The organism is Chryseobacterium sp. D764, from assembly GCF_019317325.1.
Classification (GTDB): domain Bacteria; phylum Bacteroidota; class Bacteroidia; order Flavobacteriales; family Weeksellaceae; genus Chryseobacterium.
The window spans coordinates 972,928-999,550 of sequence record NZ_CP079219.1; the positions used below are offsets into that span (position 1 = coordinate 972,928).

General features: G+C 36.3%; 21 protein-coding genes. 9 read left to right on the forward strand and 12 right to left on the reverse strand.

Translation table 11 applies throughout. The features are described from left to right. Nucleotides 1–235 precede the first annotated feature (235 nt). Together KYG33_RS04325 and KYG33_RS04330 are read left to right on the forward strand one after the other, a co-directional pair. On the forward strand, nucleotides 236–1,027 hold the full coding sequence (locus tag KYG33_RS04325) for a S1/P1 nuclease (protein ID WP_077417147.1): 792 nt from the start codon (nucleotides 236–238) through the stop codon (nucleotides 1,025–1,027). A gap of 478 nt (nucleotides 1,028–1,505) precedes the next feature. Beyond that, nucleotides 1,506–2,372, forward strand: a complete 867-nt coding sequence (locus KYG33_RS04330; protein WP_002979276.1) for an RNA polymerase sigma factor RpoD/SigA — start codon at nucleotides 1,506–1,508, stop codon at nucleotides 2,370–2,372. 264 nt (nucleotides 2,373–2,636) lie between these two features. Here KYG33_RS04330 and KYG33_RS04335 read toward each other — a convergent pair whose 3' ends face one another. Next, nucleotides 2,637–3,377 carry a hypothetical protein gene (locus tag KYG33_RS04335; RefSeq protein ID WP_219072749.1) on the reverse strand — a complete coding sequence of 247 codons (741 nt, stop codon included), beginning with the start codon at nucleotides 3,375–3,377 and terminating at the stop codon, nucleotides 2,637–2,639. 239 nt (nucleotides 3,378–3,616) lie between these two features. Here KYG33_RS04335 and KYG33_RS04340 point away from each other — a divergent pair, with 239 nt between their 5' ends. The 4 genes from KYG33_RS04340 to KYG33_RS04355 all read left to right on the forward strand — a co-directional run bounded on the left by KYG33_RS04340 (nucleotide 3,617) and on the right by KYG33_RS04355 (nucleotide 8,052). Continuing rightward, nucleotides 3,617–4,222 (forward strand): hypothetical protein, encoded by a 606-nt coding sequence (locus tag KYG33_RS04340; protein WP_180563822.1) that lies wholly within the window; start codon nucleotides 3,617–3,619, stop codon nucleotides 4,220–4,222. A 15-nt stretch (nucleotides 4,223–4,237) separates the two neighbouring features. Beyond that, entirely contained in the window at nucleotides 4,238–4,738 is a 501-nt protein-coding gene (locus KYG33_RS04345; RefSeq protein ID WP_052198604.1) for a GNAT family N-acetyltransferase, read from the forward strand. A 91-nt stretch (nucleotides 4,739–4,829) separates the two neighbouring features. After that, on the forward strand, nucleotides 4,830–5,948 hold the full coding sequence (locus KYG33_RS04350) for an FAD-dependent monooxygenase (RefSeq protein ID WP_077417141.1): 1,119 nt from the start codon (nucleotides 4,830–4,832) through the stop codon (nucleotides 5,946–5,948). Nucleotides 5,949–6,021: 73 nt separating this feature from the next. Further along, entirely contained in the window at nucleotides 6,022–8,052 is a 2,031-nt protein-coding gene (locus KYG33_RS04355) for a S9 family peptidase (protein ID WP_219072750.1), read from the forward strand. A 64-nt stretch (nucleotides 8,053–8,116) separates the two neighbouring features. Here the strand turns inward: KYG33_RS04355 and KYG33_RS04360 are convergent, their stop codons facing one another. From KYG33_RS04360 to KYG33_RS04405, 10 genes are all read right to left on the reverse strand, one after another. Continuing rightward, nucleotides 8,117–8,569, reverse strand: coding sequence for a heme-binding domain-containing protein (locus KYG33_RS04360; protein ID WP_228408826.1), 453 nt, complete (start codon nucleotides 8,567–8,569; stop codon nucleotides 8,117–8,119). A 26-nt stretch (nucleotides 8,570–8,595) separates the two neighbouring features. After that, a complete protein-coding gene (locus tag KYG33_RS04365; protein ID WP_219072751.1) occupies nucleotides 8,596–9,201 on the reverse strand; it encodes a DUF3347 domain-containing protein in 606 nt (201 codons plus the stop codon). Nucleotides 9,202–9,237: 36 nt separating this feature from the next. After that, nucleotides 9,238–12,012: a multicopper oxidase domain-containing protein gene (locus tag KYG33_RS04370; RefSeq protein WP_219073236.1), complete on the reverse strand. Its 2,775-nt coding sequence runs from the start codon at nucleotides 12,010–12,012 to the stop codon at nucleotides 9,238–9,240. Between the two features lie 103 nt (nucleotides 12,013–12,115). Beyond that, entirely contained in the window at nucleotides 12,116–12,589 is a 474-nt protein-coding gene (locus KYG33_RS04375; RefSeq protein ID WP_077417135.1) for a DUF3347 domain-containing protein, read from the reverse strand. 119 nt (nucleotides 12,590–12,708) lie between these two features. Beyond that, nucleotides 12,709–13,089, reverse strand: coding sequence for an HYC_CC_PP family protein (locus KYG33_RS04380; RefSeq protein ID WP_257468919.1), 381 nt, complete (start codon nucleotides 13,087–13,089; stop codon nucleotides 12,709–12,711). Nucleotides 13,090–13,241: 152 nt separating this feature from the next. Next, nucleotides 13,242–15,479, reverse strand: coding sequence for a TonB-dependent receptor plug domain-containing protein (locus KYG33_RS04385; protein ID WP_077417133.1), 2,238 nt, complete (start codon nucleotides 15,477–15,479; stop codon nucleotides 13,242–13,244). 43 nt (nucleotides 15,480–15,522) lie between these two features. Further along, nucleotides 15,523–16,332 carry a 3-deoxy-8-phosphooctulonate synthase gene (gene kdsA / locus KYG33_RS04390; protein WP_047385197.1) on the reverse strand — a complete coding sequence of 270 codons (810 nt, stop codon included), beginning with the start codon at nucleotides 16,330–16,332 and terminating at the stop codon, nucleotides 15,523–15,525. A 311-nt stretch (nucleotides 16,333–16,643) separates the two neighbouring features. Continuing rightward, entirely contained in the window at nucleotides 16,644–17,168 is a 525-nt protein-coding gene (locus KYG33_RS04395) for a DUF1697 domain-containing protein (protein ID WP_219072752.1), read from the reverse strand. A gap of 90 nt (nucleotides 17,169–17,258) precedes the next feature. After that, nucleotides 17,259–18,752 carry a hypothetical protein gene (locus tag KYG33_RS04400; protein ID WP_180563828.1) on the reverse strand — a complete coding sequence of 498 codons (1,494 nt, stop codon included), beginning with the start codon at nucleotides 18,750–18,752 and terminating at the stop codon, nucleotides 17,259–17,261. 87 nt (nucleotides 18,753–18,839) lie between these two features. Then, nucleotides 18,840–22,325, reverse strand: coding sequence for a DUF2723 domain-containing protein (locus KYG33_RS04405; protein ID WP_077417125.1), 3,486 nt, complete (start codon nucleotides 22,323–22,325; stop codon nucleotides 18,840–18,842). A 223-nt stretch (nucleotides 22,326–22,548) separates the two neighbouring features. On the opposite strand from KYG33_RS04405, the gene KYG33_RS04410 reads away from it, so the two are divergent. The 3 genes from KYG33_RS04410 (at nucleotide 22,549) to KYG33_RS04420 (ending at nucleotide 25,884) form a co-directional block, all read left to right on the forward strand. Then, nucleotides 22,549–23,586 carry a PLP-dependent cysteine synthase family protein gene (locus KYG33_RS04410; RefSeq protein ID WP_077417123.1) on the forward strand — a complete coding sequence of 346 codons (1,038 nt, stop codon included), beginning with the start codon at nucleotides 22,549–22,551 and terminating at the stop codon, nucleotides 23,584–23,586. An 84-nt stretch (nucleotides 23,587–23,670) separates the two neighbouring features. After that, nucleotides 23,671–24,942 (forward strand): aminotransferase class I/II-fold pyridoxal phosphate-dependent enzyme, encoded by a 1,272-nt coding sequence (locus tag KYG33_RS04415; protein WP_175627264.1) that lies wholly within the window; start codon nucleotides 23,671–23,673, stop codon nucleotides 24,940–24,942. A gap of 63 nt (nucleotides 24,943–25,005) precedes the next feature. Next, nucleotides 25,006–25,884 carry a DMT family transporter gene (locus KYG33_RS04420; RefSeq protein WP_077417121.1) on the forward strand — a complete coding sequence of 293 codons (879 nt, stop codon included), beginning with the start codon at nucleotides 25,006–25,008 and terminating at the stop codon, nucleotides 25,882–25,884. 74 nt (nucleotides 25,885–25,958) lie between these two features. Here the strand turns inward: KYG33_RS04420 and KYG33_RS04425 are convergent, their stop codons facing one another. Further along, complete coding sequence (locus KYG33_RS04425) at nucleotides 25,959–26,609, reverse strand: NADPH-dependent F420 reductase (protein WP_077417119.1); 651 nt, start codon at nucleotides 26,607–26,609, stop codon at nucleotides 25,959–25,961. Nucleotides 26,610–26,623 lie beyond the last annotated feature (14 nt).

A 26,623-nucleotide genomic window follows, 5' to 3' on the forward strand; every position in this document is an offset into this window, starting at 1 on the left:
AAGGTTGAGATACCGTTTTTTAGGTCTTCCTTATATAAAGAACCTTATGCTCTCCTACTTCTCATCAGTTATTAATCCTCTTTTTCTGAAAAATATCAGTTTTCAAACGTAATATAAATAGGTCTTTTATTTAGATTAAATTTTATTAACATCATCTTATGGAATAAATTCAGGATAATGCATGCTCATTCCGAAAGCGGGCCGTATCTTTGCAGCCTGAAAATTGTTATTTAAAATGAAAAGTATTTATTCTAAAATTCTGATTTTAGCATTCATGGCCTCTTCACTTTATTCTTATGCATGGGGATTAACGGGACACAGGGTTATTGCAGACATTGCAGAAAACCATCTTTCCCGAAAAGCAAGAAGAGAAATTAAAAAGATGATGGGAAAAGAACGCCTGGCGTACTGGGCCAACTGGCCGGACTTCATCAAATCTGATACCACTGGGGCATGGAAACAGGCTTCATCATGGCATTATGTAAATATTGATCCGATGACCGACTTTAAAGCTTTTGAACAAAACTTAAAAGCACAGGCAGGACCAAGCCTTTACACTCAGGTAAACACATTATCCAGCCAGATCAAAGACAAAAAGACTTCTGAAAAAGACAGAAAAATTGCTTTAATCTTCCTTATCCATATTATGGGAGATCTTGCACAACCCCTTCACGTGGGAAGAGCAGAAGATTTAGGTGGAAACAAAATCAATGTGACCTATTTCGGGGAAAAAACTAATTTACACTCCGTTTGGGACGGGAAATTGGTGGATTCTCAAAAATACAGCTACACGGAGTATTCTAAGCTTCTGGATATCAAATCTAAAGAAGAAGTAGCACAGATACAGTCTGGGACACTGGAAGACTGGTTGTACGATTCTCATAAAATTGCCAACAAGATCTATGCACAGACTCCTAACGATTCTAAATTATCTTACGACTATCAGTATAAGTTCAATGATACTGTAGAAAGACAACTATTGTACGGAGGATTGAGACTGGCAAAAGTATTAAATGAGCTTTTCTAAATACGGATTGTAAGTTGTGGATTAAGTAAAGACAGCTTAAAAAGTATTCTTAGATATAAAAACGAGACTTCGGTTTCGTTTTTTTTGTTTAAAGTTTAAAGTTTAGGGTTTAGGGTTTAGGGTTTAGGGTTTAGGGTTTAGGGTTTAGGGTTTAGGGAATTTACGAGGTTTTTTAAAGAATTTCAGATCCTCTTATTGAATGTATACTTTGGTTTTTAAATGAAATAAATCATAACATACTAGTTATCAATTTATTAAAATATATCTGAAAAAATATTCATTTATTTTACTTTTTACATTATGCAAAAACGCTCTACTTAGACCACATTAATTCGCTTTATATCAATAAATTACACAAAAACAATAAAACATTCATACATTTTACTTTGTACATTTTACAAAAAAAATAAAACTTGTGTAACCTTTTTACCTTTTCATACGTATATATTATAGTAACTCTTTTTTGAGGATAAAATAAATGAGACAATTAAAAATCACTAAGCAGGTTACCAACAGGGAAACTGCTTCATTAGACAAGTATTTGCAGGAAATTGGTAAAGTGGAACTGATCACTGCGGACGAAGAAGTAGAATTGGCACAAAGAATACGTGCAGGCGACAGAGCCGCACTGGAGAAATTAATCAAAGCCAACCTTCGTTTCGTAGTTTCTGTATCCAAGCAATACCAAAATCAAGGTCTTTCTTTACCCGATTTGATCAATGAAGGTAACCTAGGATTGATGAAAGCGGCAAAAAGGTACGATGAAACTAGAGGTTTCAAATTTATCTCTTATGCAGTATGGTGGATCCGTCAATCAATTTTACAGGCATTGGCTGAGCAGTCAAGAATTGTAAGACTACCATTGAACAAGATTGGTTCTATCAACAAAATCAATAAAGCATACGCTCACCTTGAGCAGGAAAATGAAAGACCACCTTCTCCGGAAGAATTGGCTGAAGTTCTTGACATGAGCGAGGAAGATATCAAAGAATCAATGAAAAACTCCGGAAGACACCTGTCTATGGATGCACCTTTAGTAGAAGGTGAAGATTCTAATCTTTATGATGTATTGCGTTCAGGAGAATCTCCAAGTCCTGATAAAGATCTGATGCTTGAATCTCTGCAAATTGAGATTGAAAGAGCATTGAATACTTTGACGCCAAGAGAGGCTGATTTGGTAAGATTATACTTCGGACTGAACGGAAAACACCCAATGACTTTAGAAGAAATTGGTGAAACTTTCGATCTTACAAGAGAGAGAGTTCGTCAGATCAAAGAAAAAGCAATTAAGAGACTAAAACACAATACCAGAAGCAAGATTCTTAAATCTTACCTGGGTAAATAATTTTAGCGTAAAAAATTTTATAGGCGGAGTCTGTTTTTCAGGCTCCGTTTTTTATTGTAATTCATCGATAAAGCAACCTATTTAATATGCATTGTATAATTGATGTAACATTTTTAGTTTGTTCAAACACATCAATTTCACTTTCTTTGAGATCAGATACACAAAAAACCCGGAGAAACACTTTTCTCCGGATAACTAAGTACCGTAATATTATCGCCAATTTATTCGGAGACGATATCCCGATTTCAAAAAAACAAGCTACTTTTAATCATTTCTAGTAAGAGTTAATTTGTAATTTCTTGCTACGTTTCCGTTATTTATTATATTGATCTGTCCTGCAGCTGGCATAGTTACAGTATAATTAAATGCTGTTGCATTACCACCATCACCACATCCCCCAAGACCTGGCCATGTCACAGCAACAGTATTCCTTGCTGTCTGAGCATATGTTGGGGAACCAAAAGTACTGGTTAAAAACCCATTTATTCCTTTAAGACCATAATAACTATTAGACCCATAACTATGAACCAAGTAATTAACGGTAGTAGCATCATCACAACCGTTAACGGTTGTGATAGTAAGCCTATATAAACCATTAGGGATACCTGTTAAATATGCAGCATTAACTCCAGCTCCAATAGAACCACTATTAGATCTTACCTCACCAGTAGTTGAACCTGCTTGCTTCATTACAACCCCTGTAGCATCTACATAAACAGAAGACAAAACAGTTCCTGATGAAGCAGAATTGATAGTTCTTATTCTTGCAGTCCCATTAACATCAAGAGTGTTAGTTGGAACCGTTACCCCAATTCCCACAGTTCCGGCAGGAGTTACAGTAAAATCATTAGCCTGTTGAGCTGTGGAGGGAGCTCCTGTAGAAGGATTGTCTTTAGCTCCATCAACATGGAAAGTGCCTTGAGGGTTCGTCGTATTAATTCCTACTTGTGAATATGCTAATGATGAGATGATCAAAGAGCATAAGAGAATAGTTTTTTTCCCCATTACTATTTTTTTTAATATTTAAGCCGCAATAATACAAAAAGAGTAAAATCACTTCTAAAAAACGCCTATTACATAGATATGACATGAAGTATAACACAAGTGTGCGGACTTCTGTAACATTTTTCATCGTTTGTTCAACTAATTAAAATCATATCCTTTACTCATTTGTGGTAAAATCTAAATGAGTAATTTTAGTTGTTGGGATATGACGTTGATAATACACCAAAATAAAACAGACTATGAAAAAAATACTTTTCGCCTCTATCCTGGCTTTCTCCGTAATTTCCTGCAAAGAAAACAAATCACGGCAAGCCCCTATAGTAGAAAATGCAGTTGACAATGCTGAATCTTCAGTTTCAGGATCTATTAAGAAAAATGCCACATACTCACGTGGTGGAAACCTTGTTCATGAAATCTATGAGGAACTTATAAAAAATGATAAATCCTTACAGGAACTGGACAACAGAATAGAAAACATCCAAAAAGAAACCGAAACCGCTATTTCGGAATATGATGATATTATCGGAAAATCAGAAATATACTATAATGATGCTACTACATTATCTAGCTCTGTAACCGATTCCATTATCAAAAAGCATATTGAAGAAGAAATAAAGGCAAGCTCTAAAAAATATGATGTAAAAACACAAGCTATCAGAGATCTCATCGGCAAAATAAAGGTGAATAAAGCAGTGCTTTATGATCAATATATTGTATTCAAAATCAGAAATACTCTTCCTGAAATTGAAAAATATCAAAATGCTCATCCTTTGAAAACGGACAGCCTTAACCAATTTATCAATAAGCAGAATCAACTGCTGGGAGAATTGAAAAAATTAAAATAAACACCATTACACCTCATGAAATATACTACAAAATGGCTCACTGATAAAGCCCGCGTTAAAGAACTGGTAGACTTTTTTATTACCCATAAAACAGATTCTTATATTTCCCATGGCGAAATGATGTCCGGCAGAGCTATTGATTCCCATCACTGGAATCCGGATCTTGAACTGATTCTTACCGAGCAGCTGATTACTGATTTTAATTCTGATGGCAGCTCCAAGCTGAATATTTTAATTGCAGAAAATGAAAATGGGGAAATTGTTGGAATGATGGTTTTCAATGTGATCAACAGCCCTTTTAAAAAGTATGCAATTCTGGAGGATATGCTGCTGGATCAGTCTGTAAGAGGTCAGTCACTTGGAAGTAAGCTTTTGGAGAAAGCTATTCATGAATCTAAAGACTGGAATATCAGCTTTATCCTATTGGAAAGTGGGGTCAACAATCATGGAGCTCACAACTTTTTTAGTAAGTATGGTTTTAAAAAGGTATCGGAAAGCTATATTTTAACAATATAAATTTAAATATGCAGAATCAAATTTTAAAGGTAAAATCCTCGCCTTAAAAACTGCATAACATCAAGAGTCTCAATCATCCAACAAAAAACTTATGAACACCATTTCAATCATCGGGGCCGGAATCGGAGGGTTAACTCTCGGAAATGTACTGAAACAGCATCAGTATGATTTCACGATCTATGAATCCGCTTCCGAAATAAAACCTGTAGGAGCCGGGATTATGATGGCGGTAAATGCGATGCAGGTCTTTGATCAACTGGGTTTAAAGGAAAAAATTGAAAAAGCAGGTAATAAAATTCACAGAATTGTTATTGCCAATGAATCGTTACAAACTATCTCCAAGACAGAAATTCTGGAACTTGAAACTCAATACAATTCATGCAATGTTGCAATTCACCGGGCTGAGCTCCAGAAGATTTTAGCTGAAAACCTTCCTTCCGATTCCATTAAACTGAATCATTCTCTACAAAAAATTGAAAAAAAGGGAAACTATATTTTAGATTTTGAAAACGGAAATCAATTTGAAAGTCAGATTGTTTTTGGAGCTGACGGCATAAAATCCCCTATCCGAAACCAGATTCTAAAAACCGGAATGATCCGTAATTCAGGGCAAAAATGCTGGCGTGGTCTTTTAGATTTCGATCTGCCTGAGAAACATCATCAGGAGGCCTTTGAAATGTGGGGAAAAGGAAAACGTTTTGGATTTGTAAAAATTTCTGATAAAAAAGTATACTGGTATGCCTGCGTGAATGAAAAAAGCTTTGGGAAATATACTGAAATCGCAGAGATTTTTAATGATTTTGATTCTTTGGTATTACAACTTATCGAAGCTACCGCAGACGAAAATATTATTTGTAACACAATTTCTGACCTCTCACCTATTCCCAAATGGTATTCTGAAAATTTATGTCTGATTGGAGATGCTGCTCATGCCACAACTCCCAATATGGGACAAGGTGCCTGCCAGGCAATTGAAGATGCTTATATCATTGGAAAACTGCTGGAAAAAAATCAGGATTTCAATGCGGTTTTTGAAGCATTTCAAAGCATCAGAAGAAAAAAAGTAGATTATATTGTCAACACAAGCCGAACCATAGGAAAAGTTTCTCAATGGGAAAGAGGAAATTCAATACGTAATTTTCTGATGGGTATGATTCCGGAGAGCATCAATCAAAAAATGGCTAAAAAGATTATACAACTGGAAATGTAGAAGTCCGGTTTAAGAAAAATATAAAATTTAAAAAATTATATTCGATTTATTAATAACAACTAAAATTAAAAACATGAAAAAAATCTTTTACGTATTGCTCTTATTCATAGGAGTACATACAGCACAAGCACAGGAGGTCCCGGTACTGGACAGAGGATTATTTTTTGGAAATCCGGAAATTTCCGGAGGACAGTTGAGCCCGGATGGAAAATGGATTTCCTTTACAAAAGAATATGGCGGTATCATGAATATATGGGTAAAAAAAATTGATGAACCTTTTGAAAAAGCCCGTCCACTCACGGATAGCAAACGCCCGATGAACGGATATTTCTGGTCAGAAGACGGAAAGTATATTCTTTATGTAAAAGATGGTAACGGAGATGAAAACATGAATATTTTCGCCGTAGATCCTATGGCAAAAGTTACCACCGGAGTTCCGGAATCCAGGAATATAACACCTCTTAAAGATGTTACAGCACAGATCTATATGGTGAGCAGAAAAAATCCTGATTTATTGATGATTGGATTAAATAACCGTGATAAAGCATGGCATGATTTATATTCATTGAAAATTTCTACAGGTGAGCTGAAAAAGATTTATGAAAATACAGACCGTATCACAAGCTATGAATTTGACTGGGATGAAAAATTGAGAGTCCTTTCCAAAACGGATGATAAAGGAACTACCCAGTTTTTTTATAAAGAAGGCGATAAACTGACTCCTATTTATGAGACTTTGGTAACAGAAAGTGCCTATATCTCAAACTGGAATGAAGATAATTCTAAATTCTATCTGGTAACCAACAAAGGGAATCTTGATAAATCTACCTTATTCCTGATGGATCCGAAAACCAAACAGATTACAAAAATAGAAAGTGACCCTAAAGATAAAGTAGATTTTGGAGGGCTGTTTCTGGACAGAAATACCAGAAAGATGATCTACACCTCTTACACCGGAGACAAAACAGAATACTACTGGAAAGACAAAACATGGGAGGACAATTATAAATTTCTGCAAAGTAAATTTCCTGGAAGAGAAGTTAATTTTTCAAGCTCTACCAATGATTATTCTAAATTCTTAGTTGCTGTTGGAGGGGATAAATATGCTTCTGAAGCGTATTTTTTTGATGCAAAAACAAAACAGCTGATTTTCCAGTATACCCCAAGAACAGAATTAAAAAAGGTTGAAAAGTATCTGGCTGCAATGACTCCTATTTCTTATAAAAGCAGTGACGGACTTGAAATTCCGGCATATCTGACTCTACCTGTAGGTTCATCAGGCAAAAATGTTCCTATCGTTGTTCTTGTTCATGGAGGTCCGAAGGGTCCAAGGGATTATTGGGGGTACAATTCAACGGTACAGTTTTTAGCCAACAGAGGATATGCAGTATTACAGCCTAACTTCAGAGCGAGTGGTGGTTATGGTAAAAAGTTCCAGAATGGCGGAGATCTTCAGTGGGGAAAACTGATGCAGGACGATATCACATGGGGTGTAAAATACCTGATTGATAAGGGAATTGCAGACAAAAACAAAGTAGTGATCATGGGAGGAAGCTATGGTGGATATGCAACACTGGCAGGTTTAGCCTTCACTCCGGATGTATATGCTGCGGGAGTAGATATTGTAGGACCAAGCAACCTCTTTACTTTATTGGATTCTGTACCTGCTTACTGGGAAGCGGCACGTGCTTTCCTGTACGGAATGGTAGGTGATCCTAAAACCGAAGAAGGTAAAAAACGTATGCATGATGCCAGCCCTTTATTCAGTGTGGATAAAATCAACAAGCCATTATTGATTGTTCAGGGAGCTAATGATCCAAGAGTGAAGCAGGCTGAAGCAGATCAGATTGTCATTGCGCTTCGTGATAAGGGTAAAAAGGTAAATTACATTCTTGCTGATGATGAAGGCCATGGATTCCGTAAGCCGGTTAACAGCATGGCAATGTATGCTGAAACGGAGAAATTCCTTGCTGAAGTAATCGGAGGTAGATATCAGAAAGAAATGCCTGAAAATGTGGCAAAACGTCTGAAGGAAATGACCGTTGATATTTCAAAGGTGACTTACACACCCAAAAGCGAAAAAACTGCAGGAGCTTCTAAATAAAGCTGCTGTATAAATAAAACAAAGCCATCTCATAAAAATGAGATGGCTTTTATTTTTTAAGTCCTTATCTTTCATTTTCAACCTGCATTTGCTCTACCCAACGGACCATTTCTTCTATCTGTTTTTCGGAAAGTTTAGCTTCCGGATGAAGATAAGTATAAGAGGTAAGCGGCATTTTCTTCTGTTGTATCTGATGAGCAATAGATTCTAATTTATTGGCCTGTTTACGGCGGCTGTAACTACCCCATTCATTAAAATTCAATTCTTCTTTTCCTTTTTTAATATGTTTTTCAAGATAATAACTTAAAGGCTGTATATAGGAATAAAACGGATAATGAGTAGAATTGCTATGACAATCATAACAGGAATTTGTAAGAACAGATTGCACATTCTCAGGAAGTTTGTACACCTTTGAAATATCTGTTGAAGGAACCTGCCCGTAATCAATATTACGGGCAGGCTGAATGATCTGAATAAGTAAAAAAATTAGAACAAACCCTAACAATATGTTTTTCATGTGCCGGTTCATCACTTTTTACAATTTTAAAATACTTTTTTTATAGATCCACAGTTGATCATTTTTTGCCCTTCATACGGATTGATGATCTCTTCCGACTCACTGATCCAGGTTCCTCCTTTTCCATTATTGTACATTGGACAAAAGTCCTGGTATAATTTTAATCCGTCGGTTCCTTTTTCTTTGATTAAATCGGCAATATCATTACTCAGGGACAGCAGATGTTCTCTCTGATGGGCTATATCGTCAGATTTTTCACCTATATGTTCTGCATTCTCTGCTGCACTTTCCAAAATATCTTTTACTTCAGAATTTAGCTTACTTCCATCCTGTTTTTTTAAGATAGAATACAGTTTTTTAGCTTCTAATGAGGCTGTTTTAGAATCATCCTTTGTTAAAGCATTTTTTAAAGGCAGATACCCCTCCACAATTTGCTTTATTGAAAATACTGAAGAAACTGTTGATTTTTTTATATCTTTTTCAGAATCATTCTCTGCTTTTAGTGGTACAGCTTCTACAGACTGCTCTTCCTGCGTTTTAAGATCAGTTTCTGCTGTCTTTTTTGAGGAACTGTTTTTATTACACGAGTATAAAAGAACTCCTACTAAAAGAACGGTTAATATGTTTTTCATTTTTTTTTAATTAATTTTATAAAATTCTATTGTGTATCAGTAGGTTAAAGTAACACCTGCACCCCAGCCCATTTCATTATCATAGTTTCCGGAAACGGATAACCATTTTTGAAGAATATATCTCATTCCTGTTGAGAATTCCCCATCAGAATTGACACTGAAATTTCCTCTCAGTCTTCTGGAAAGTGGAATATCCTCACGGCTCAGCTCCAATAATACTTTTCCGTTTTGGTCCACACTTGCATCAGCGGTAATCAACATGGGAAGTACATACTGCATACCTATCATGAATGCAAATTTGTTTTTGGAAGCTTTCTGCTGTCCGAACCAGGTTTTTTTACCATGAAAATCCATACCCATATCCTCTGTCATCTGTCTTTCCATGATCTCATGATTTTTTTGAACTCTGACTCCTGCATAAGGAAGCGCCCATTGGAATTTTCCTAAGAAGCGTCCTACTTTTGCACTTCCTTCAAAATGATCAAAATTCCAGTTGGAATGAAACTCGTTAAGGTTTGCCCATCTCGGTCCGAACATTGTCATTGTTTCTGCATGAATTTTATTGCTTGCTATATCCAGCATCGCCATAGAACTGGTCATTGTATTATCCTGTATAAAATTTTTCCAGGCTAATTTTCTGTTCGGAAGCTGTGGATTCGGTTTTGAATTTTCATAACTGAAAACTCTTCCCATTCCTGCCATCATATGATATAAAATATGACAGTGGAAAAACCAGTCTCCATCCTGATTGGCAGCAAACTCTATTGTTACGGTTTCCATCGGCATGATATCTACCACATTTTTCAATGGAGAATACTCTCCTTTTGAATTGATTAATCTGAAATCATGCCCGTGAAGGTGCATCGGGTGGCGCATCATAGAATTATTATACATTTTAATTCTAAGAATTTCTCCCTTTTTTATCAGTATTTTATCTGTTTCTGTAACAGTTTTGTTGTCCAGCGTCCACAGATAATGGTTCATATTTCCTTCCAGTGTAAATTTCATTTCACGAATGGTATCCGTAGGAAGAATAGTTTTTTCAGGAGATTTTAAAATATTGTAAGACAATCTCTTGATTGTTTTTTCTTCCTTCATCTCCATTTCTGAGTGTTGAGAGTGATCTTCTTTTTTATCTTCCCTTGTCTTCATTCCCATCATTTCATTGATATGTTTCGCTGTAGTTTTTCTTTGATTTTCAGATAATTCCGGGTACATCACTTCATTCATATCCATCATCTGATTTCCCATCGTCATATTCATCGGTTTCATATTTCCGCTCATCTCCATCATTCCGTTCATCATTTTCATTCCTTCAAAAAGCATCAGCCTTGGAAGATTGGGTGCTTCAATTTTTTCACCTGAACCCAGCCAAAGGGAAGCATGTCCTATTCTATCTTCAGAAGTCGCTCTGAATTCAAAGCTTTTATTCTCAGGAATGGTAACTTCAATGTCATACGTTTCGGAAACCCCAACAATCAGACGGTCAACTTCTACCGGGACAACATCATTTCCGTCATTTCCAACTACTTTTATCTTTCCTCCACCATAATTCAGCCAGAAATAGGTGGATGAACCTCCATTGGCGACTCTCAATCTTACTTTATCACCAGCTTTTAGATTAGAATAATCAGAACTGGGAGTACCATTAATCAGAAATTTATCATAATAGACATCACTTACATCCATGGCTTCCATTCTTTTCCATTCATTCAATGCTTTTGTCCCGAAGTTTCCGGACTTGATGGCTTCCCAATAACTCTGTACTGCATTTTTCTTTACCGCATACCAGTCTGTATTGGCCATATGAAGTCGTCTTGCAATCTGCATGGGATCATCATCACTCCAATCGCCCAGCAAAACAGGAATTTCCGCATTGTATTCTGTTTTAGGCTCACCTTCTCTTTTATTGAAAACCAGTATTCCATTCATTCCTATCTGCTCCTGAAGGGCTTCATGGGAATGATACCAATACGTTCCGTTTTGGGAAACTCTGAATTTGTATAAGTGGGTTTCTCCCGGTGTCACAGGTTTTGTAGTAAGATAGGGAACTCCATCATGCTCATTGGGCAGAATTACTCCATGCCAGTGCAATCCTGTATTTTCTTTAAGCATATTGTGCAGGTAAATCTCGGCAGTATCTCCTTCTGTGAAATATAAAGTAGGAGCCTGAAGTTTCCCGTTGATCGCAATAGCTCTCCTGCTTTTTCCAGTGAAATTGACAATGGTATCTTTTACATACAGATCATAACGAACTGTTTTCCCACCAAAAGTAATTCTTCCGTTTTCAGAATTACGTTTTAAAATAGATTTCTCCTCTTTCGGATTTTCTGCCTGTACATGAGAATGATCTTCCTTTTCAACCAGATCCATCCCACATTTAGGACATTTTCCCGGCTTATCGGAAACTACTTCAGGATGCATCGGACAGGTATAAGTAGTTTGAGCTTGAGTTAAAACCTGGGCTTTAGCTGGTGATAGAGCTTTTTTCTCTGGCTGAACAGAAGGCTTTATTACTTTTGCTTTCTCAACCTTATTGGTTTCCTTTGTTTTACTTGCCTTTTTAAGGTCTCCATTTCTCTCAACTTTTACCTTATTTATTTTTGTTTCTGCAGGCTTTGTCTTCGTTTCTGTTTTAAGTATAGGTTTCGCATAAGGCTTTACAACGACCGTCTTTTTAACCAGAGTCATTCCGCATTTCGGGCAGTCTCCAGGTTTTGAGGACACCACTTCAGGGTGCATCGGACAGGTATAATATGTTTTTGTAGTTTGTGCGAAAGTAAAAACAGAGAATAAAAGCACCAGAAACATTATCAGTTTTTTCATAATATTTCAAAGTTTTAGAAGCTGCACAACTTAAAGTTAATTATAACTTAAGATATACAACTTATTATTTTAAAGAATAATAGACTAATTATTTAATCTCTGACTTTACACTTCCGCATGAAAGCATAGACTTCCCGTAGTATGGATTAAGGATCTGTTTTTCGTCGCTCAGCCAGCTTCCGTCAGCCATTGGGCAATATTGTACATAGACTGGTTTTTCAGAAAGTTTGAACTGCTTGGTCAAAGCGATCATATTATCTGAAAGATTGAAAAAAGTTTCTCTTTGGGCAGCAACGTTTCTTGCTTCAGAAATAGCAGACGCATCTTTTCTCAGAACATTCAGGTTACCTTCTGAAACCATTTTATAATCAATGGTTGAAGCTGTTTTAATGAATTCTGTTGCGGCTTTTGATGTTTTGTCAGCATCATCTGAAGCTAACGCTGATTTGATTGCGATATAGTTCTGATACAGCTTAGAAACCTGAGCATCCTTTTTAGATTGTGCTGATAATGAAATGATTGAGAATAAAGATAAGGCTGCTGTGATGATATATTTTTTCATTGTTTTAAATTTTAGAATTAATTTTTAATAAAGAATAATGGTGACGCATCAGAAATATGCGTCAGAACATGTCGCCAGTAGCTGTATACGGTAATGATACAGAAAACGACAGACGGATTCTAAATTCTAAAATTACAATGATTGATGTAGATAGGAACCGGCCGGTATTCTGGTGGTCCATTAATCTGAATTTGAGTATACTTGGTTACTGAAAAAGACTTGTCAACAACAGCAAACTGATGTTTCACCGGGACTTCTGAAATTGAACTTAAAAAATCGATGTTCAGAAGATCAGACTTCTGGGAATCATCTACTTTTACTACTTTGATCTCTGTTTTGCAGCATCCTTTTTTGTCTTTAGCACCGCATTTAGCACAGATACCATCAGTTTTCTGGCTTACAGAAACAAATTCCTTCATGCAATAATGAATGCTAAAAGCTGCTCCGGAAGAAAATCCGAAGTAGAAAATAGAAAACAATATGGCAAGAATCTTTTTCATTGATAAGACAAAATTAAAAATATCTTTGAGACCATTGTTATAAAATTTGGTAATGTTGTTATAAAATTCGGGCAAAATAAAAAGCTTCCGAATTTTTCCGAAAGCTTTTATTTATTTTTTGAGAGATTAAAGTCAACCTCAACCTCTAATTTTTACAGTTTGAACTCCAGTTTCACATTGAAGAAACGTCCTGTAAGACGTACCGGAACCGGATACATATAATTGCTGTTATAATCGGTGATCCATTGGTTCGCTACCGTGTTGTTGATGTTGAATGCGTTGAAAACCTGAACTCCTAATGTCAGTTCTTCAAAATTACCCCAGAAACCAGATCTCTTATTCTTTTCTTTCGGATCGATAAATACTTTTGTCAATCCTAAGTCTACTCTTTTATAGGCAGGAAGAGTCTGCTGATAATTATAAGCAGAACCAAAATCCGGCTGCCCGTTACTGTTGAATAGTACAGGAGCTCCTGTAGGCAATCCCATAGCATAGACCAAAGTAAGATTCACGCGCATAGACGGAAAGCTTGGCATATAATCCTGATAGAACATGGCAAATCTCAATCTCTGATCTGTAGGTCTCGGAATATCTCCCCTTCCATCAATATTTTCATATACTCTGGCATAACTTGCAGACAGCCAAGAATCTACACCAGGCACAAATTCTCCGAATAATCTGGTATCAATACCATACGCATATCCTTTGGAATTATTCTGCCCGGAATAACGGATCCTCACATTATCCATATAATACGGAATCAGATTATCCATTTTCTTATAGTAAAGCTCTGTTGTAAGCTTAAATGGTCTGTCATACATCTGGAACTCATAATCGTTGGCAAGAATTACCTGGATAGAGCGCTGTGACTTTATATTAGAATTAAAATTACCGTCTAAATCTTTAATTTCTTTATAGAAAGGAGACTGATAATAGATACCTCCTGAAATTTTGAACAACATATCACTGTCCCAATCAGGCTTTATCGCAAACTGGACTCTTGGAGAGAATATTGTTTCTTTATTGAAACTCCAGTTGGCAACACGTACTCCGGCATTTACAAACACTTTGCTCGCTCCCCAGTAGAATTTCTGCGAATACTGTGCATAGGCTGAAAGTCTTGTAGGTTCAATATTGTTTTGTCCGGCAATATAATAAGCAAGCTTAAGATCTCCTGTAGTTCCGGTTCTGGGATCAATAATTTCCGGTCTTGGAATACTATATCCTGCGGAATCTACCAATTTCCATTCGTTGGTAAAATCTTTCAGGTTTTCTTTCTCATATTTAAATCCAACTTCAAAGTCGGTATTTACATTAGGAGAAAATTTGGCTCTGAACTGTGTTCCGTATGTTCTTACAAATAAATCATTCCTTGCATGTTCTATCTGTCCGCCAACATCGAAAGATGTCACAGGCTGTTGTGTTACCGGATCAAATGTCTGAAGCTCATATGCTGACTGTATTGTATAATATTCTCTTTCTCTGTTCTGATAGGCAAAGGCATCCAAAGTAAGCTTCCATTTGTCGGTCGGCTTATAATTCATGGAGAATGTACCCATCATATTTTTATACTGGTCATTTTCTTTACCAGCATATCCTATATTTACTGTAATAGGCTGTTGAAGGCTTCCGAAAGTAACACTTTTTGCTTTAGGAATCATTTCGTAATCATTCTTGGAATAATATCCGATGAATGACACAGAGAATTTATCACTGACATGATAATTCAGATAAGACTGGAAATCCCAATACGTAGGGTTAAAGTCTGTATCTTCCTTCAAGGTATTAAGAACAAGATTGGTATTTCTGTATCGTCCGGAAAATAAAGCTGTAAATTTTTTATTTTTTGAAGCCAGCCCTGTTGTCAGCCTGCCTCCTATTAAACTAGCCTCTCCTGAAACTTCAAATTTTTCAGGTTCACGATAATAGATATTCAAAGCGGAAGACATTTTATCACCATACTTGGCTTCAAATCCTCCTGCAGAGAAATTCACTGCAGAAACCATATCCGGATTGATGATACTCATCCCTTCCTGTTGTGAGTTTCTGATCAGGAAAGGTCTGTAGATCTCAATATCATTGATGTAGATAAGATTTTCATCATAGTTTCCACCACGAACCATATATTGGGAAGACAGCTCGGTATTGGAGTTTACGGAAGGAAGTGTCTTAAGCAATCCTTCAATTCCACCGTTGATAGAAGCTATAGATTTTGCTTCTTTTGCTGAAATTCTCACATTGGTAAGGTCGTTGGTTCTTCCTGTTGTTTTTTTCTGGAAGACAACTTCCTCTATATCGGTCACTTTAGTGGTCGCTGTATCCTTTTTTCTGTGTTGTGAGAAAATCAGAAACGGGACCATAAGGCTTAGCGGTAAAACTAGTTTTTTCAAAAGAAATGTTTTAGAATTTCTAAAATTAATGTTTTTTTAACAATTACAAAATTGATTCTCTAATTCTTGTTAGTTTTTGTAACAAATCTTCTAATAAATCTAATCTTAACATGTTGGCACCATCAGACAATGCTGTTTCCGGTGTAGGGTGTGTTTCTATGAAAATTCCGTCTGCTCCTACTGCAATTCCTGCTTTGGCAACGGTTTCAATAAGGTCCGGTCTTCCACCTGTAACCCCTGAGTTCTGGTTAGGCTGCTGCAGAGAGTGTGTAACATCTAAAATAACAGGAGCATATTCTCTCATCGTTGGAATTCCTCTGTAATCCACGATAAGGTCTGTATATCCGAAAGAATTTCCTCTTTCAATGATCGCTACTTTCTGGTTATCAGAATCTGTTACTTTCTGAACAGCAAACTTCATGGCTTCCGGTGAAAGGAACTGTCCTTTTTTCAGGGTAACACATTTTCCTGTTTTCGCTGCTGCGATTAATAAATCAGTCTGACGAACAAGGAATGCGGGAATCTGCAGAACATCTACATACTGTGCTGCCAGAGCTGCGTGTTCATTTTCATGAATATCTGTTGTCGTAGGAATGTTAAATGTCTCTCCTACTTTTTTTAGAATTTCCAGTGATTTTTCCTCTCCAATAGTTGTGAAAGAATCTACACGGCTTCTGTTGGCCTTTTTGAAGCTTCCTTTAAAAATATAAGGAATATTATATTTATCCGTGATATTGATTACTTTTTCAGCAATTCTTAGTGCCATATCTTCCCCCTCAATAATACAAGGTCCGGCAATAAGGAAAAAGTTCTTTGAATCTTTGTGCGAAATATTATCTAAATACTGAATCATTTTATTGTAATTAAAAAGTTCAGTAAAAATACTGAGAAAGTTTCACAAATGGAAATTATTTGATTGCTTTAACAAGCTATGGTTGCAATAGTTTTTGAGTCTTTTGGATTTTTGAATTTCCTATTATTAAATTGATAGATGCTTCGACAGGCTCAGCATGACATCCCTAATACTATCTGTTATATTAATGTGAAAACTATGATAACCAGTATAAACAACCAGTGTAGAGAACATATCGGAATTTACGTTACAATAAGGTTATTTTATAGCGATGTCATGCTGAGCCTGTAGAAGCATCCGCAATATTTTATTTAGAATTTCTTCAGAATCTTCTCAAACGTATTCACATTTCTGCTGGTAAACTGATCTTTAAGGCTTTTTTTGCCCAGCACCTTTCCAAAAGTAGAATCCAAAGTATTGCCTTTCGGAACCTGCCAGTAAAATATATCATTGACAATTTCTGCCTTTTCATTTTCAACCTGAGCAGCTTTTTGAAATTCTTCCATCAGAACTTTTTCAATCCCTGGAATACCAACAAAGCCATAAATATGAAGTTCTTCATTCTTTTCAAAAGGGATACTTTTCCAGAAAACCTCAGTCTCTTCCTGAGATTTTACAAACAAAAATGCTTCATAAGAAAAGTAATCTGACATTGCCTTTTCCAGAATCACCTTTAAATCTTGAGTATTTTTATCCGAAGAAAAAACAATATTTCCTGAAGCCAATATTGAAACCACATCAGTCATTTCGGCATCTTTAAAGACCTTGCAGACATCAGCCATTTTCATATTGGTTCCTTTTACGTTGACACCACGGAGAAAAGCACAGTATTTCATTTTTTCAGGGATTAGGGATTAGATCATAGGTTGCAGGGTTTGGAGCTAAGGGAGTTCCTTATTTTTTAAATCTTTAAATGCTTAAATATTTTAATCAACTCTAATGTACAAATTATAGTCTGTACCGGAAGGTTTCAGGTTGTAAATTTTCTCTAAAATTTTATTGTCACTTCTCAGATGATCTTTCACTCTGAATTCTTTCAGAAGCTTATAATGAGTTTTATAGTACTCTGAATTTGTATTGTTCCCGTCATATAGATTTTGGTAAGAAAGAAGGTATTTCGGTTTTCTTGTCTTTACCGTATTGATCCAGTAATTTACTTTGTCTTTTTTAATTTCTGACTGAATCTGCTTATCTACCAATCCAACCTCATCAATCGTTTTTAATCCTGAAAAATAAGGTACATAACCAGCAGGTTCCAATAGTATCCACTGGTTTTTATCCTTTTCATATTGATTTAAAAAGATACCAATCGTTCTGCGGTAGTTCCACTCTCCGTTTCCGGTTGCAATACAGTGAACAGTCTGGAAAACAAGCATCGGAAAAATATAAAATACAACAAGTAATGACAGCCATAAATTTCTCTTTTCTTTCTGTTCCAGTACAAAAATAAGAATAGGAACGAAAAGCAAAAGCTGAGGTACCCAGTAATACCAGTCGAACAAGCTTTTCTGAGAAATAAAAATAATCTGTTTTACCCATCCGAAAATGAAGATCATCCATAAGAAGTAGTTTCTCTTTTCTCTTTGTCTGATCAGATAAATGAAGCAAAGAAGTTCAAAAATCAATATTACAACTGTCATAGGATTGAAATCTCCGGGAACTTTCAGCATTCCCCAGAAGTTTCCGAAGCTCTTAAAAAAGTAGCCGATATGCTGCTGGATCGTAAAGTTCTCGCTATAAAGAAGTTTTTTTGCTGTAATGGTATTGTTAACCAATTCGCCAAAGTAAAACCAGTTGAAAGCAACCGTGGATAAAACACCCAGAATTCCGCCAAAAATATAGTTCCATCTGATTTTTCTGTTCCAGAACAGATCTACGAGAAATACAATTCCCAGGAATATCACAGTATCAATTCTTGTAAACATAATTAACACCGGAAGAAGTGTCAGCATCCATTTTTTCCCTTTATGGAAACCATAATACAACAATGCCATCTCGAGGAAAAACAGGATTCCATATTCCATTCCGAGAATTGAAATTTTAATGGCCGGAGGTAAAATGCCGATCAAAAATATAAAAATTGCCTTATGCCATGGGTTTTTAAGAACCAAATGGGAAAGAAGCAACGTTCCTATCGTAAACAATATAGAATTGAATATTAAAAGAGGTTCAATAAAGTTTTCTTTTCCAAAAACAAGATTGAAAAGGTAAGATACAAAAACATAAAAATGGGTAGTAGATGCAGAAATTTTGGCATCACCATTGAAACCGATTACTCCGTAATCCAGTAGATTCTGGGCCACTCTCCAGGTAATAAACGCATCTTCCTGGATATAATGTGTCAGTAAAAAAAGAAGTTTAAAAGCAACTGTAGCAATTACGGCATAGATAGGGAACCTGCTATTTTTTGTTTCAGCCATTATGTATTTTTAATTTCACAAATATAATCTTAATATTCAGGAATCCCAATAATAAAAAACGGGACCGAAGTCCCGTTTTAAAGTATGTTATTTAGTTGCTTTGATAATTGCTGTCGTTATCTGATTTTCTTTTTCTTTTGAATACGTAGAATCATATGGTTCCATCACATCAAATAAGTACTGATAGAATGGCGTGATCTGCTGAACATTTTCAGACTCTTTCATCGCCTTTTCTTTGCCCATTTCCTGAAGATCTTTGACAAATACATTGAACTTCTTGTCAATAGGCTCTATAGATTTTACCAGATAAGCATATGCTTTTTCTTTCTGCCCGATCTTCGTGTAAGCATCCGTTACAGCAGCTACTACAAGAGAATATTCCATAGGTTTTGTTCTCATCTGTCTTCTCAGGTAGCTTTGATCTGCTTTGGAAAGGCTTAAATAATAATCGTATTCTTCAAAGATTCCTTTTTTAAGAACCTCAGCAAGTTGAAGACCTTTCTGCTCCTGTCCTGCAATAATATATCCTGATACAATTGAGCTTAATGAACGAGGGTCGTTATATTTCTCAGCAGGAATTTCTTTTGCTGCAAGATCCAGAATTTCTAATGCTTTAGCTTTCTGTCCGTTTAATGCAAGTGCAGCAGCAGCTCTGCTCGCCGACATTCTATAGCTGATAATATTGGAAGTCGCTGTTTCATCAAAGTGAGCATTTAAGTTTTTGAAGTTCCCCCATCTGAAGCTTTTCACTACGTTATAAAGAGAATTAGCATCTACTCTTCCCATGTCTCCATCAGCTGTAGGAGGTGTTTGGATGGGAATTAATCTGTAGCTGAATCCGTCAAACTGAAGATAATCGTTCAGATAGAAAATATTCTCACTGTCATAGATACCTCCTGATGAGAAGTTGATTGGACGTTTCCAATCAAAGTTTGCCAAAAGATCCATCAAAATAAGGTTGTTCTTATATAATGTATTTCCTTTGTAAGTAATCATGATCTGATTCGCAACATTTGGAAGATCTTCTTTGTTGATGATTCCTGCTTTTAAAGCATTTTCTTTATTTACCGGAAGAATAAATTTATTTACCGGAAGAATATTATACTTTTCAAATTTCTCTTCCCCAAAATACATTTTCAACAATTCGTCTTTCTCAGGAGATTTGAATTTAATGAAATTGATTGCTTCTTTCAATGTTAAAGAATCCTGAGTAAGATACTTTCTGAAAGACTGGAATTCTGTCTCAGGAGCTCCCTGCTCTTTCAACATAGAGAAAACACCTTCCCAATCTTCTTTCTTCATCATATAGATCTGGTCATTTACACCGTCTCTGTAATCTTCGTGGGTCAGCTGGCTAGGGATTCCCATAGCGTTATAAGTTCTTCTTTTTATCTGATCAAGGTTCCATGGAGTTGAAGCAAGGGTAAAGTTCACTACCTTCACATCATCTCTGAATCTTTCTGTTTCCTGGATCGCCCAAACCGGATAAGTATCGTTATCTCCGTAAACGAAAAGAATATCGTTTTTCGGTAATGATTTTAAAACTGAATACGCGTAATCATACGCTGTATATCTGTTGCTTCTGTCATGAACATTGTAGTTCTGGAAGCCCATCATGAAAGGTACACCTAATAAAACCACTCCTAAAGCAATATTAGCTCCGTTTGATTTTATTTTAGACTGCAGGAACCATAGAATTGCTCCTGCTCCCATACCAATCCATATTGCAAATGCGTAGAATGAACCTACCATTGCATAATCTCTTTCTCTCGGTTCAAAAGGTTTTACTCCTGTATAGAAAACAATCCCGACACTTGTTAAAATAAATAAAGATAACAGTGCATAGAATCTTCCGAAGTCTCTGTTTAATTGGAAAAAGAATCCAATAAGACCTAAAATTAACGGAAGGAAGAAGAATTTTACCGTACTTTCATTTTTGAATTTAGCAGGCATTTTATCCTGGTTTCCTACAGTTACATTATCTATAAAAGGAATTCCTGAAATCCAGTTTCCTTTTGTGCTTTCCATGTTTCCTTCAAGATCATTCTGTCTTCCTACATAGTTCCACATCAGGTATCTTACAAAGTAATATCCATTTTGAAAAGAAATAAAATACTCCATATTCTGAAGGAATGAAGGCTTCTGAACATTGATAAGGTTATAAGGTTTTACTTTCAGATAATCTGCAGCAGTAATTGACTTGTCTTCATATTTTGCTCTCAGCTCGTCAAAGATCTGCTTGGCCTGTGGATTATCTGCCACATCTTCATTAGCATAATTAAATGTAAAATCAGGCGCACCATACATTGAAATATAGTTAGCCATTACATCCTTATCCTCATTAAACATTCTCGGCATTAAGCTTACCTGAGATTTATTGAAGACATAATTGAAACGGTCTCCGGTCTTTCTGTACGTTCCGGTTTTTTCATCTTTTTCGTAGATCTCTCCGGTTTTTTGTGTCTTAAAGCTTCCGTCTTCGTTTTTCTCAATTCCGTTAGCATCAAGGAATGCTGTATAGTTTTGTCCGTAGATTGTAGGCCAGTCACCATACTGCTCTCTGTTATAATAATCCAGCATACCAATTGCAGTATCCGGATCATTAAGGTTCATCGGTGGATTAGCATTGGCTCTGATAGGAATAACCATCCAGCAAGAGAATCCGATCATCATGAAAACCACAGATAAAGCTGCAGTCTGGTAGATGTTTTTCTTTGCTTTCTTTGCATATTTGATTAAGAAATAGCAAATCGCTACCATTAAAACAAAAGCGGCAATCGTTCCTGAGTGGAAAGGTAGTCCAAGACCATTCACAAAGAAAATCTCAAGTCTTCCGAACATTGTCATAATCAAAGGGAAGATAATTTTGAAAACAATAATCAAAATCCCCAATGTAATAAGGTTTGCCCAGATAAAATTTTTCCAGGTAAACTTGTAGTTTCTTGCATAATATACCAGACATACTGCAGGAATTGCCAGCATACCCATCATATGCACCCCTACAGAAAGTCCTAAAACGAAGAAAATAAGAATAATCCATCTTTCACTGTCTCCCGCTTTGTACTCATTTTCCCATTTAGTGATCAACCAGACCAAAAGCGCGATAAACATAGAAGCCATAGAGTAAACCTCTCCCTCTACTGCTGAGAACCAGAATGTATCTGAAAAGGTAAAGCAAAGTGCTCCTACCGCTCCGGCAAATAAAATAGAGATTTCCTGATGTTTTGTAATTTCTTCAAAATCTTTGTTCAGAAGTCTTCTCACAAAATGTGTGATCGTCCAGAACAAAAATAAAATAGTCAGCGCACTGAACAATGCAGACATCGCGTTGATCACGATAGAATAATTTTCGCCCTTCCCTAATGCAAAAATGGCTGCCACGGCACCCACTATCTGGAATAAAGCTGCTCCGGGAGCGTGCGTTACTTCAAGTTTTACTGCAGAAGAAATGTACTCGCCACAATCCCAAAAACTGAAATTGGGTTCTATGGTGGACAAGTACGTGAAAAACGCAATGACGAAAATCACCCATCCTGAAACGGTGTTCCATTGCCTAAAAGTCCAATTTTTCATAGTATTAAATCAATTATGCGAAAATAAGGCTTTTATCTTATTTTATGCGGGTTTTAACAAAATTTAAAAATTTTGGCGTAGTATTTGCGATTATAGACGTGTCAAAACTGTAAATAAGAAAATGACTTTTTACAAAACTATGCCCTAGAAACCAAACAAAAGTTTAGTAATTATTTATTTTTTTGTATTTTTGCAGTCAGATTTTTATTGAAAATAACAAATAATGAGTAATGTTTACGATAATATTCTTGGCCTAATAGGACATACTCCGATGGTGAAGCTAAATACTGTTACAAAAGATATTCCAGCAACCGTTTACGCCAAGTTAGAATCATATAATCCTGGACATTCCACCAAAGACCGAATCGCACTTCACATTATAGAGAACGCAGAGAAAAAAGGCCTTTTAAAAGAAGATTCTGTAGTTGTAGAAACTACATCAGGCAATACTGGGTTTTCTATTGCGATGGTATGTATCATTAAGGGATATAAGTGTATTCTTGCAGTAAGTGATAAAACAAAACCTGAGAAAATTGCTTATCTGAAAGCATTGGGTGCTACGGTGTATATATGCCCAGCCAATGTACCTGCAGATGATCCGAGATCATACTATGAAGTTGCTAAAAGAATTGCCCAGGAGACTCCTAATTCTATTTACATCAATCAATATTTTAACGAGCTTAATATTGATGCGCACTATCAGACGACGGGTCCAGAGATCTGGGAACAGACAGAAGGTAAGATCACTCACCTTTTTGCCTGTACAGGAACTGGTGGTACACTATCCGGTTCTGCCAAGTTTTTGAAGGAAAAAAATCCGGATATCAAGATCATTGGTGTGGATGCAGATGGTTCTATATTGAAGAGCTATCACGAGACAGGAGAAATCCATAAAGAAGATGTACATCCTTATCAGATTGAGGGAATGGGTAAAAACCTGATCCCTGCTGCCCTGCTTTTCGACAAGGTAGATGAGTTTGTAAGGGTAAATGATGAAATGTCCGCGTACAGAACCCGCGAAATTGCTTTGAAAGAAGCCATTATGGGAGGTTATACTACCGGAGCAGTAACGCAGGGTCTGATACAGTATGCCCAGTCTCATGAGCTTACAGAGAATGACCTGATTGTTTTAATATATCCTGACCACGGTTCCAGATACATCACTAAAGTATACAGTGATCAATGGATGGCCGAACAGGGATTTGTCAACAACTGTGTTCACAATTATGACGAAGTTTTCAAAACGGAGTTTATCAAATAAAAACGAATAAAATCAAAATACAAATAAAGCCTTTTGCGTGTTCGGACAAAAAAGGCTTTATTACTTAAAAATTACGATACAATGTTGGATATTTTTGAAAGAATAAAAGAAAATCCAGGACCACTTGGACAATTTGCAGATTATGGTGAAGGCTATTTTATTTTCCCAAGATTAGAGGGACCTATTGGCCCTAGAATGCAATTTCAGGGTAGAGAAGTAATTTTCTGGAGTGCCAATGACTATTTAGGATTGTGTAATCATCCTGAAGTAATAGAAGCGGATGCAAAAGCGGCTGCAGAATACGGAATGTTCTATCCAATGGGAGCAAGAGCAATGTCTGGTGAAACAGATCAGCATCTTCAGCTGGAAAGAGAATTGGCAGACTTCGTACAAAAAGAATCAGCATACTTATTGAATTTCGGCTACCAGGGAATGGTTTCTACCATTGATGCTTTGGTGAGCAGAAATGATGTAATTGTTTATGATATGGATTCTCATGCCTGCATCGTGGATGGAGTAAGACTTCATGCCGGGAAAAGATTTACCTACAAGCACAACGATATGGAGAGCCTTGAGAAAAACCTTCAGAGAGCAACTAAGGTGGCTGAAGAAACAGGAGGAGGTATTCTTGTGATTACAGAAGGAGTTTTCGGGATGAGAGGCCAGCAGGGAAAAATCAAAGAGATTTGCGATCTTAAATCAAAATATCAGTTCAGACTATTGGTAGATGATGCACACGGTTTCGGAACACTTGGTAAAACGGGTGCCGGTGTGGGTGAAGAGCAAGACTGTAATGATCAGATTGATGTGTACTTCTCTACGTTTGCTAAATCAATGGCAGGTTTCGGAGCATTCCTTGCAGGTGATAAAGAAATCATCAGATATCTGAAATTCAACCTGAGATCACAAATCTTTGCAAAATCTCTTACAATGCCAATGGTAATAGGAGGATTGAAAAGATTGGAACTGTTGAGATCAAAGCCTGAGATCAAAGCTAAACTTTGGGAGAATGTTTACAAACTGCAAAACGGACTTAAAGAAAGAGGATTCAACATTGGAGATACCAACACTTGTGTAACTCCGGTAATGATGCAGGGAACTCCGGTAGAAGCAACTCTATTAGTAAAAGACTTAAGAGAGAATTACGGTATCTTCACATCAGTGGTGGTATATCCGGTGATTCCGAAGGGAATGATTCTTTTAAGATTAATTCCTACCGCTTCTCATACAGATGCAGAGATTAACGAAACTCTGGCCGCATTTGAAGCGATTCATGATAAATTAGTAAGTGGTTACTATAAAGAGCAGGAACAAAAATTACTGCAGGAACAAGGATTAAGTTTTAAACCGATTTAATTTTAAAATAATAAAAACCACTGATTGATTCAGTGGTTTTTTATTTAATACCGATAACAATACATGAAACTTAGAGGTTACGCATTGGGGATTCTGTCAGCTGTTTCATATGGGCTGATTCCGATTTTCATCCTGCCTATCAAGCAGGTACATTTTTCAATGGATATTACATTGTTTTATAGATTTTTCTTTTCAGCTTTGATGGTGGGAGGATATCTGCTGTATTCCAGAGAGAGTTTTAAAATCAATAAAAAAGAAGCATTAATTCTGGCAGTGCTTGGGACCTGTTATGCTCTTTCTTCGGATTTTTTGTTTTTGGGTTATGATTTTCTTACTCCGGGAATTGCTTCCACCGTGTTGTTTATCTATCCGGTTATTGTAGCTTTGATCATGTTTTTCTTTTATAAGGAAAAACTTTCCAGATTATCTGTAGTTTCATTATTGTTTGCTTTTGCAGGGGTGATTGTTTTATGCTTAAAAGGAAACGGATTGGAAATTAATTTCACAGGTTTAGGAATCGTGATGCTGAGTTCTCTTTTTTATGCCCTTTATATGGTCATTGTGAACAAGGCAAACCTAAAGGTATCAGGATTTAAGCTTACTTTTTTTTCCATGTTTTTTACTTCGCTGTTTTTTATGACAAAGGCAGTTATGGGTCATGAATCATTTGCTATTCCTTCCATATCCATCTTTCTGAACTTTCTTGTTTTTGCATTTCTTACTACAGTGATCTCAAGTTTATGCCTGGTATATGCCATTAAACATATTGGTTCTACACCAGTGGCCATTTTAGGAGCATTAGAACCGGTAGTTGCGGTAATGGTAAGTGTATTGCTATTTCATGAAAAATTTACTACAAACCTGCTGATAGGAATCACTTTGATCCTTTTGGGAGTTACCCTGAATGTAATTAGTAGTCAAAAGAAGATAGAACATATCTAGAAATTAATATAAAAAATAATACAAAAAGCCGGGTTCTTAATGAATCCGGCTTTTTGTATACTTAAAAGTGTTTTCTATAATTTTGACTTCGCTTCTGAAAGGCTTACCGTTTTTCCCAATGCACCAAATTCATGCAAATCTCCAAAAACTTCAATACGAATAGACTGATCAATCCCTCCTACTTTTAAAGGATCAAATCCTGCATTTTCTATCACTTTTTCAATATCCTTGTCAATAGATGAATCATCTGAAGCATAAAACAATACTGCTTTTTCAGGATTTCCGTTGGATGCTCCGGCAAGATTTCCAGCCCCTAATGTTCCGAATGCTTTTACAAGCTTGGCTCCCTGGGGAAGTACAGATCTATTAAGCTCTCCAGCAGATTCTTTCTCTCCGATAATCTTTTTAAACCCTCCATTTCCATCTGGAGCAATAGGATTGGATACATCAACAATGATTTTATTTTTCAGCATATCCCCATAATCATTGAAAAATTCCTTAAAAGCCCCAAACCATATTGCAGGTATCACAATATCTGCCTCGTTGATTGCCTGATCAATATCCATACTTTGAGCAAAACCGTTGGATTGCTGAGCGAAGTCCGCAGAATCTTCATTATTTCTTGATGCTACAATCACCTCATGGCTGTTATTGATCAGATCACCTGCGATTGCTTTTCCAATATTCCCCAGACCGATAACGGCCACTTTTTTTAATGTTTCCATTTCTTTTGATTTTT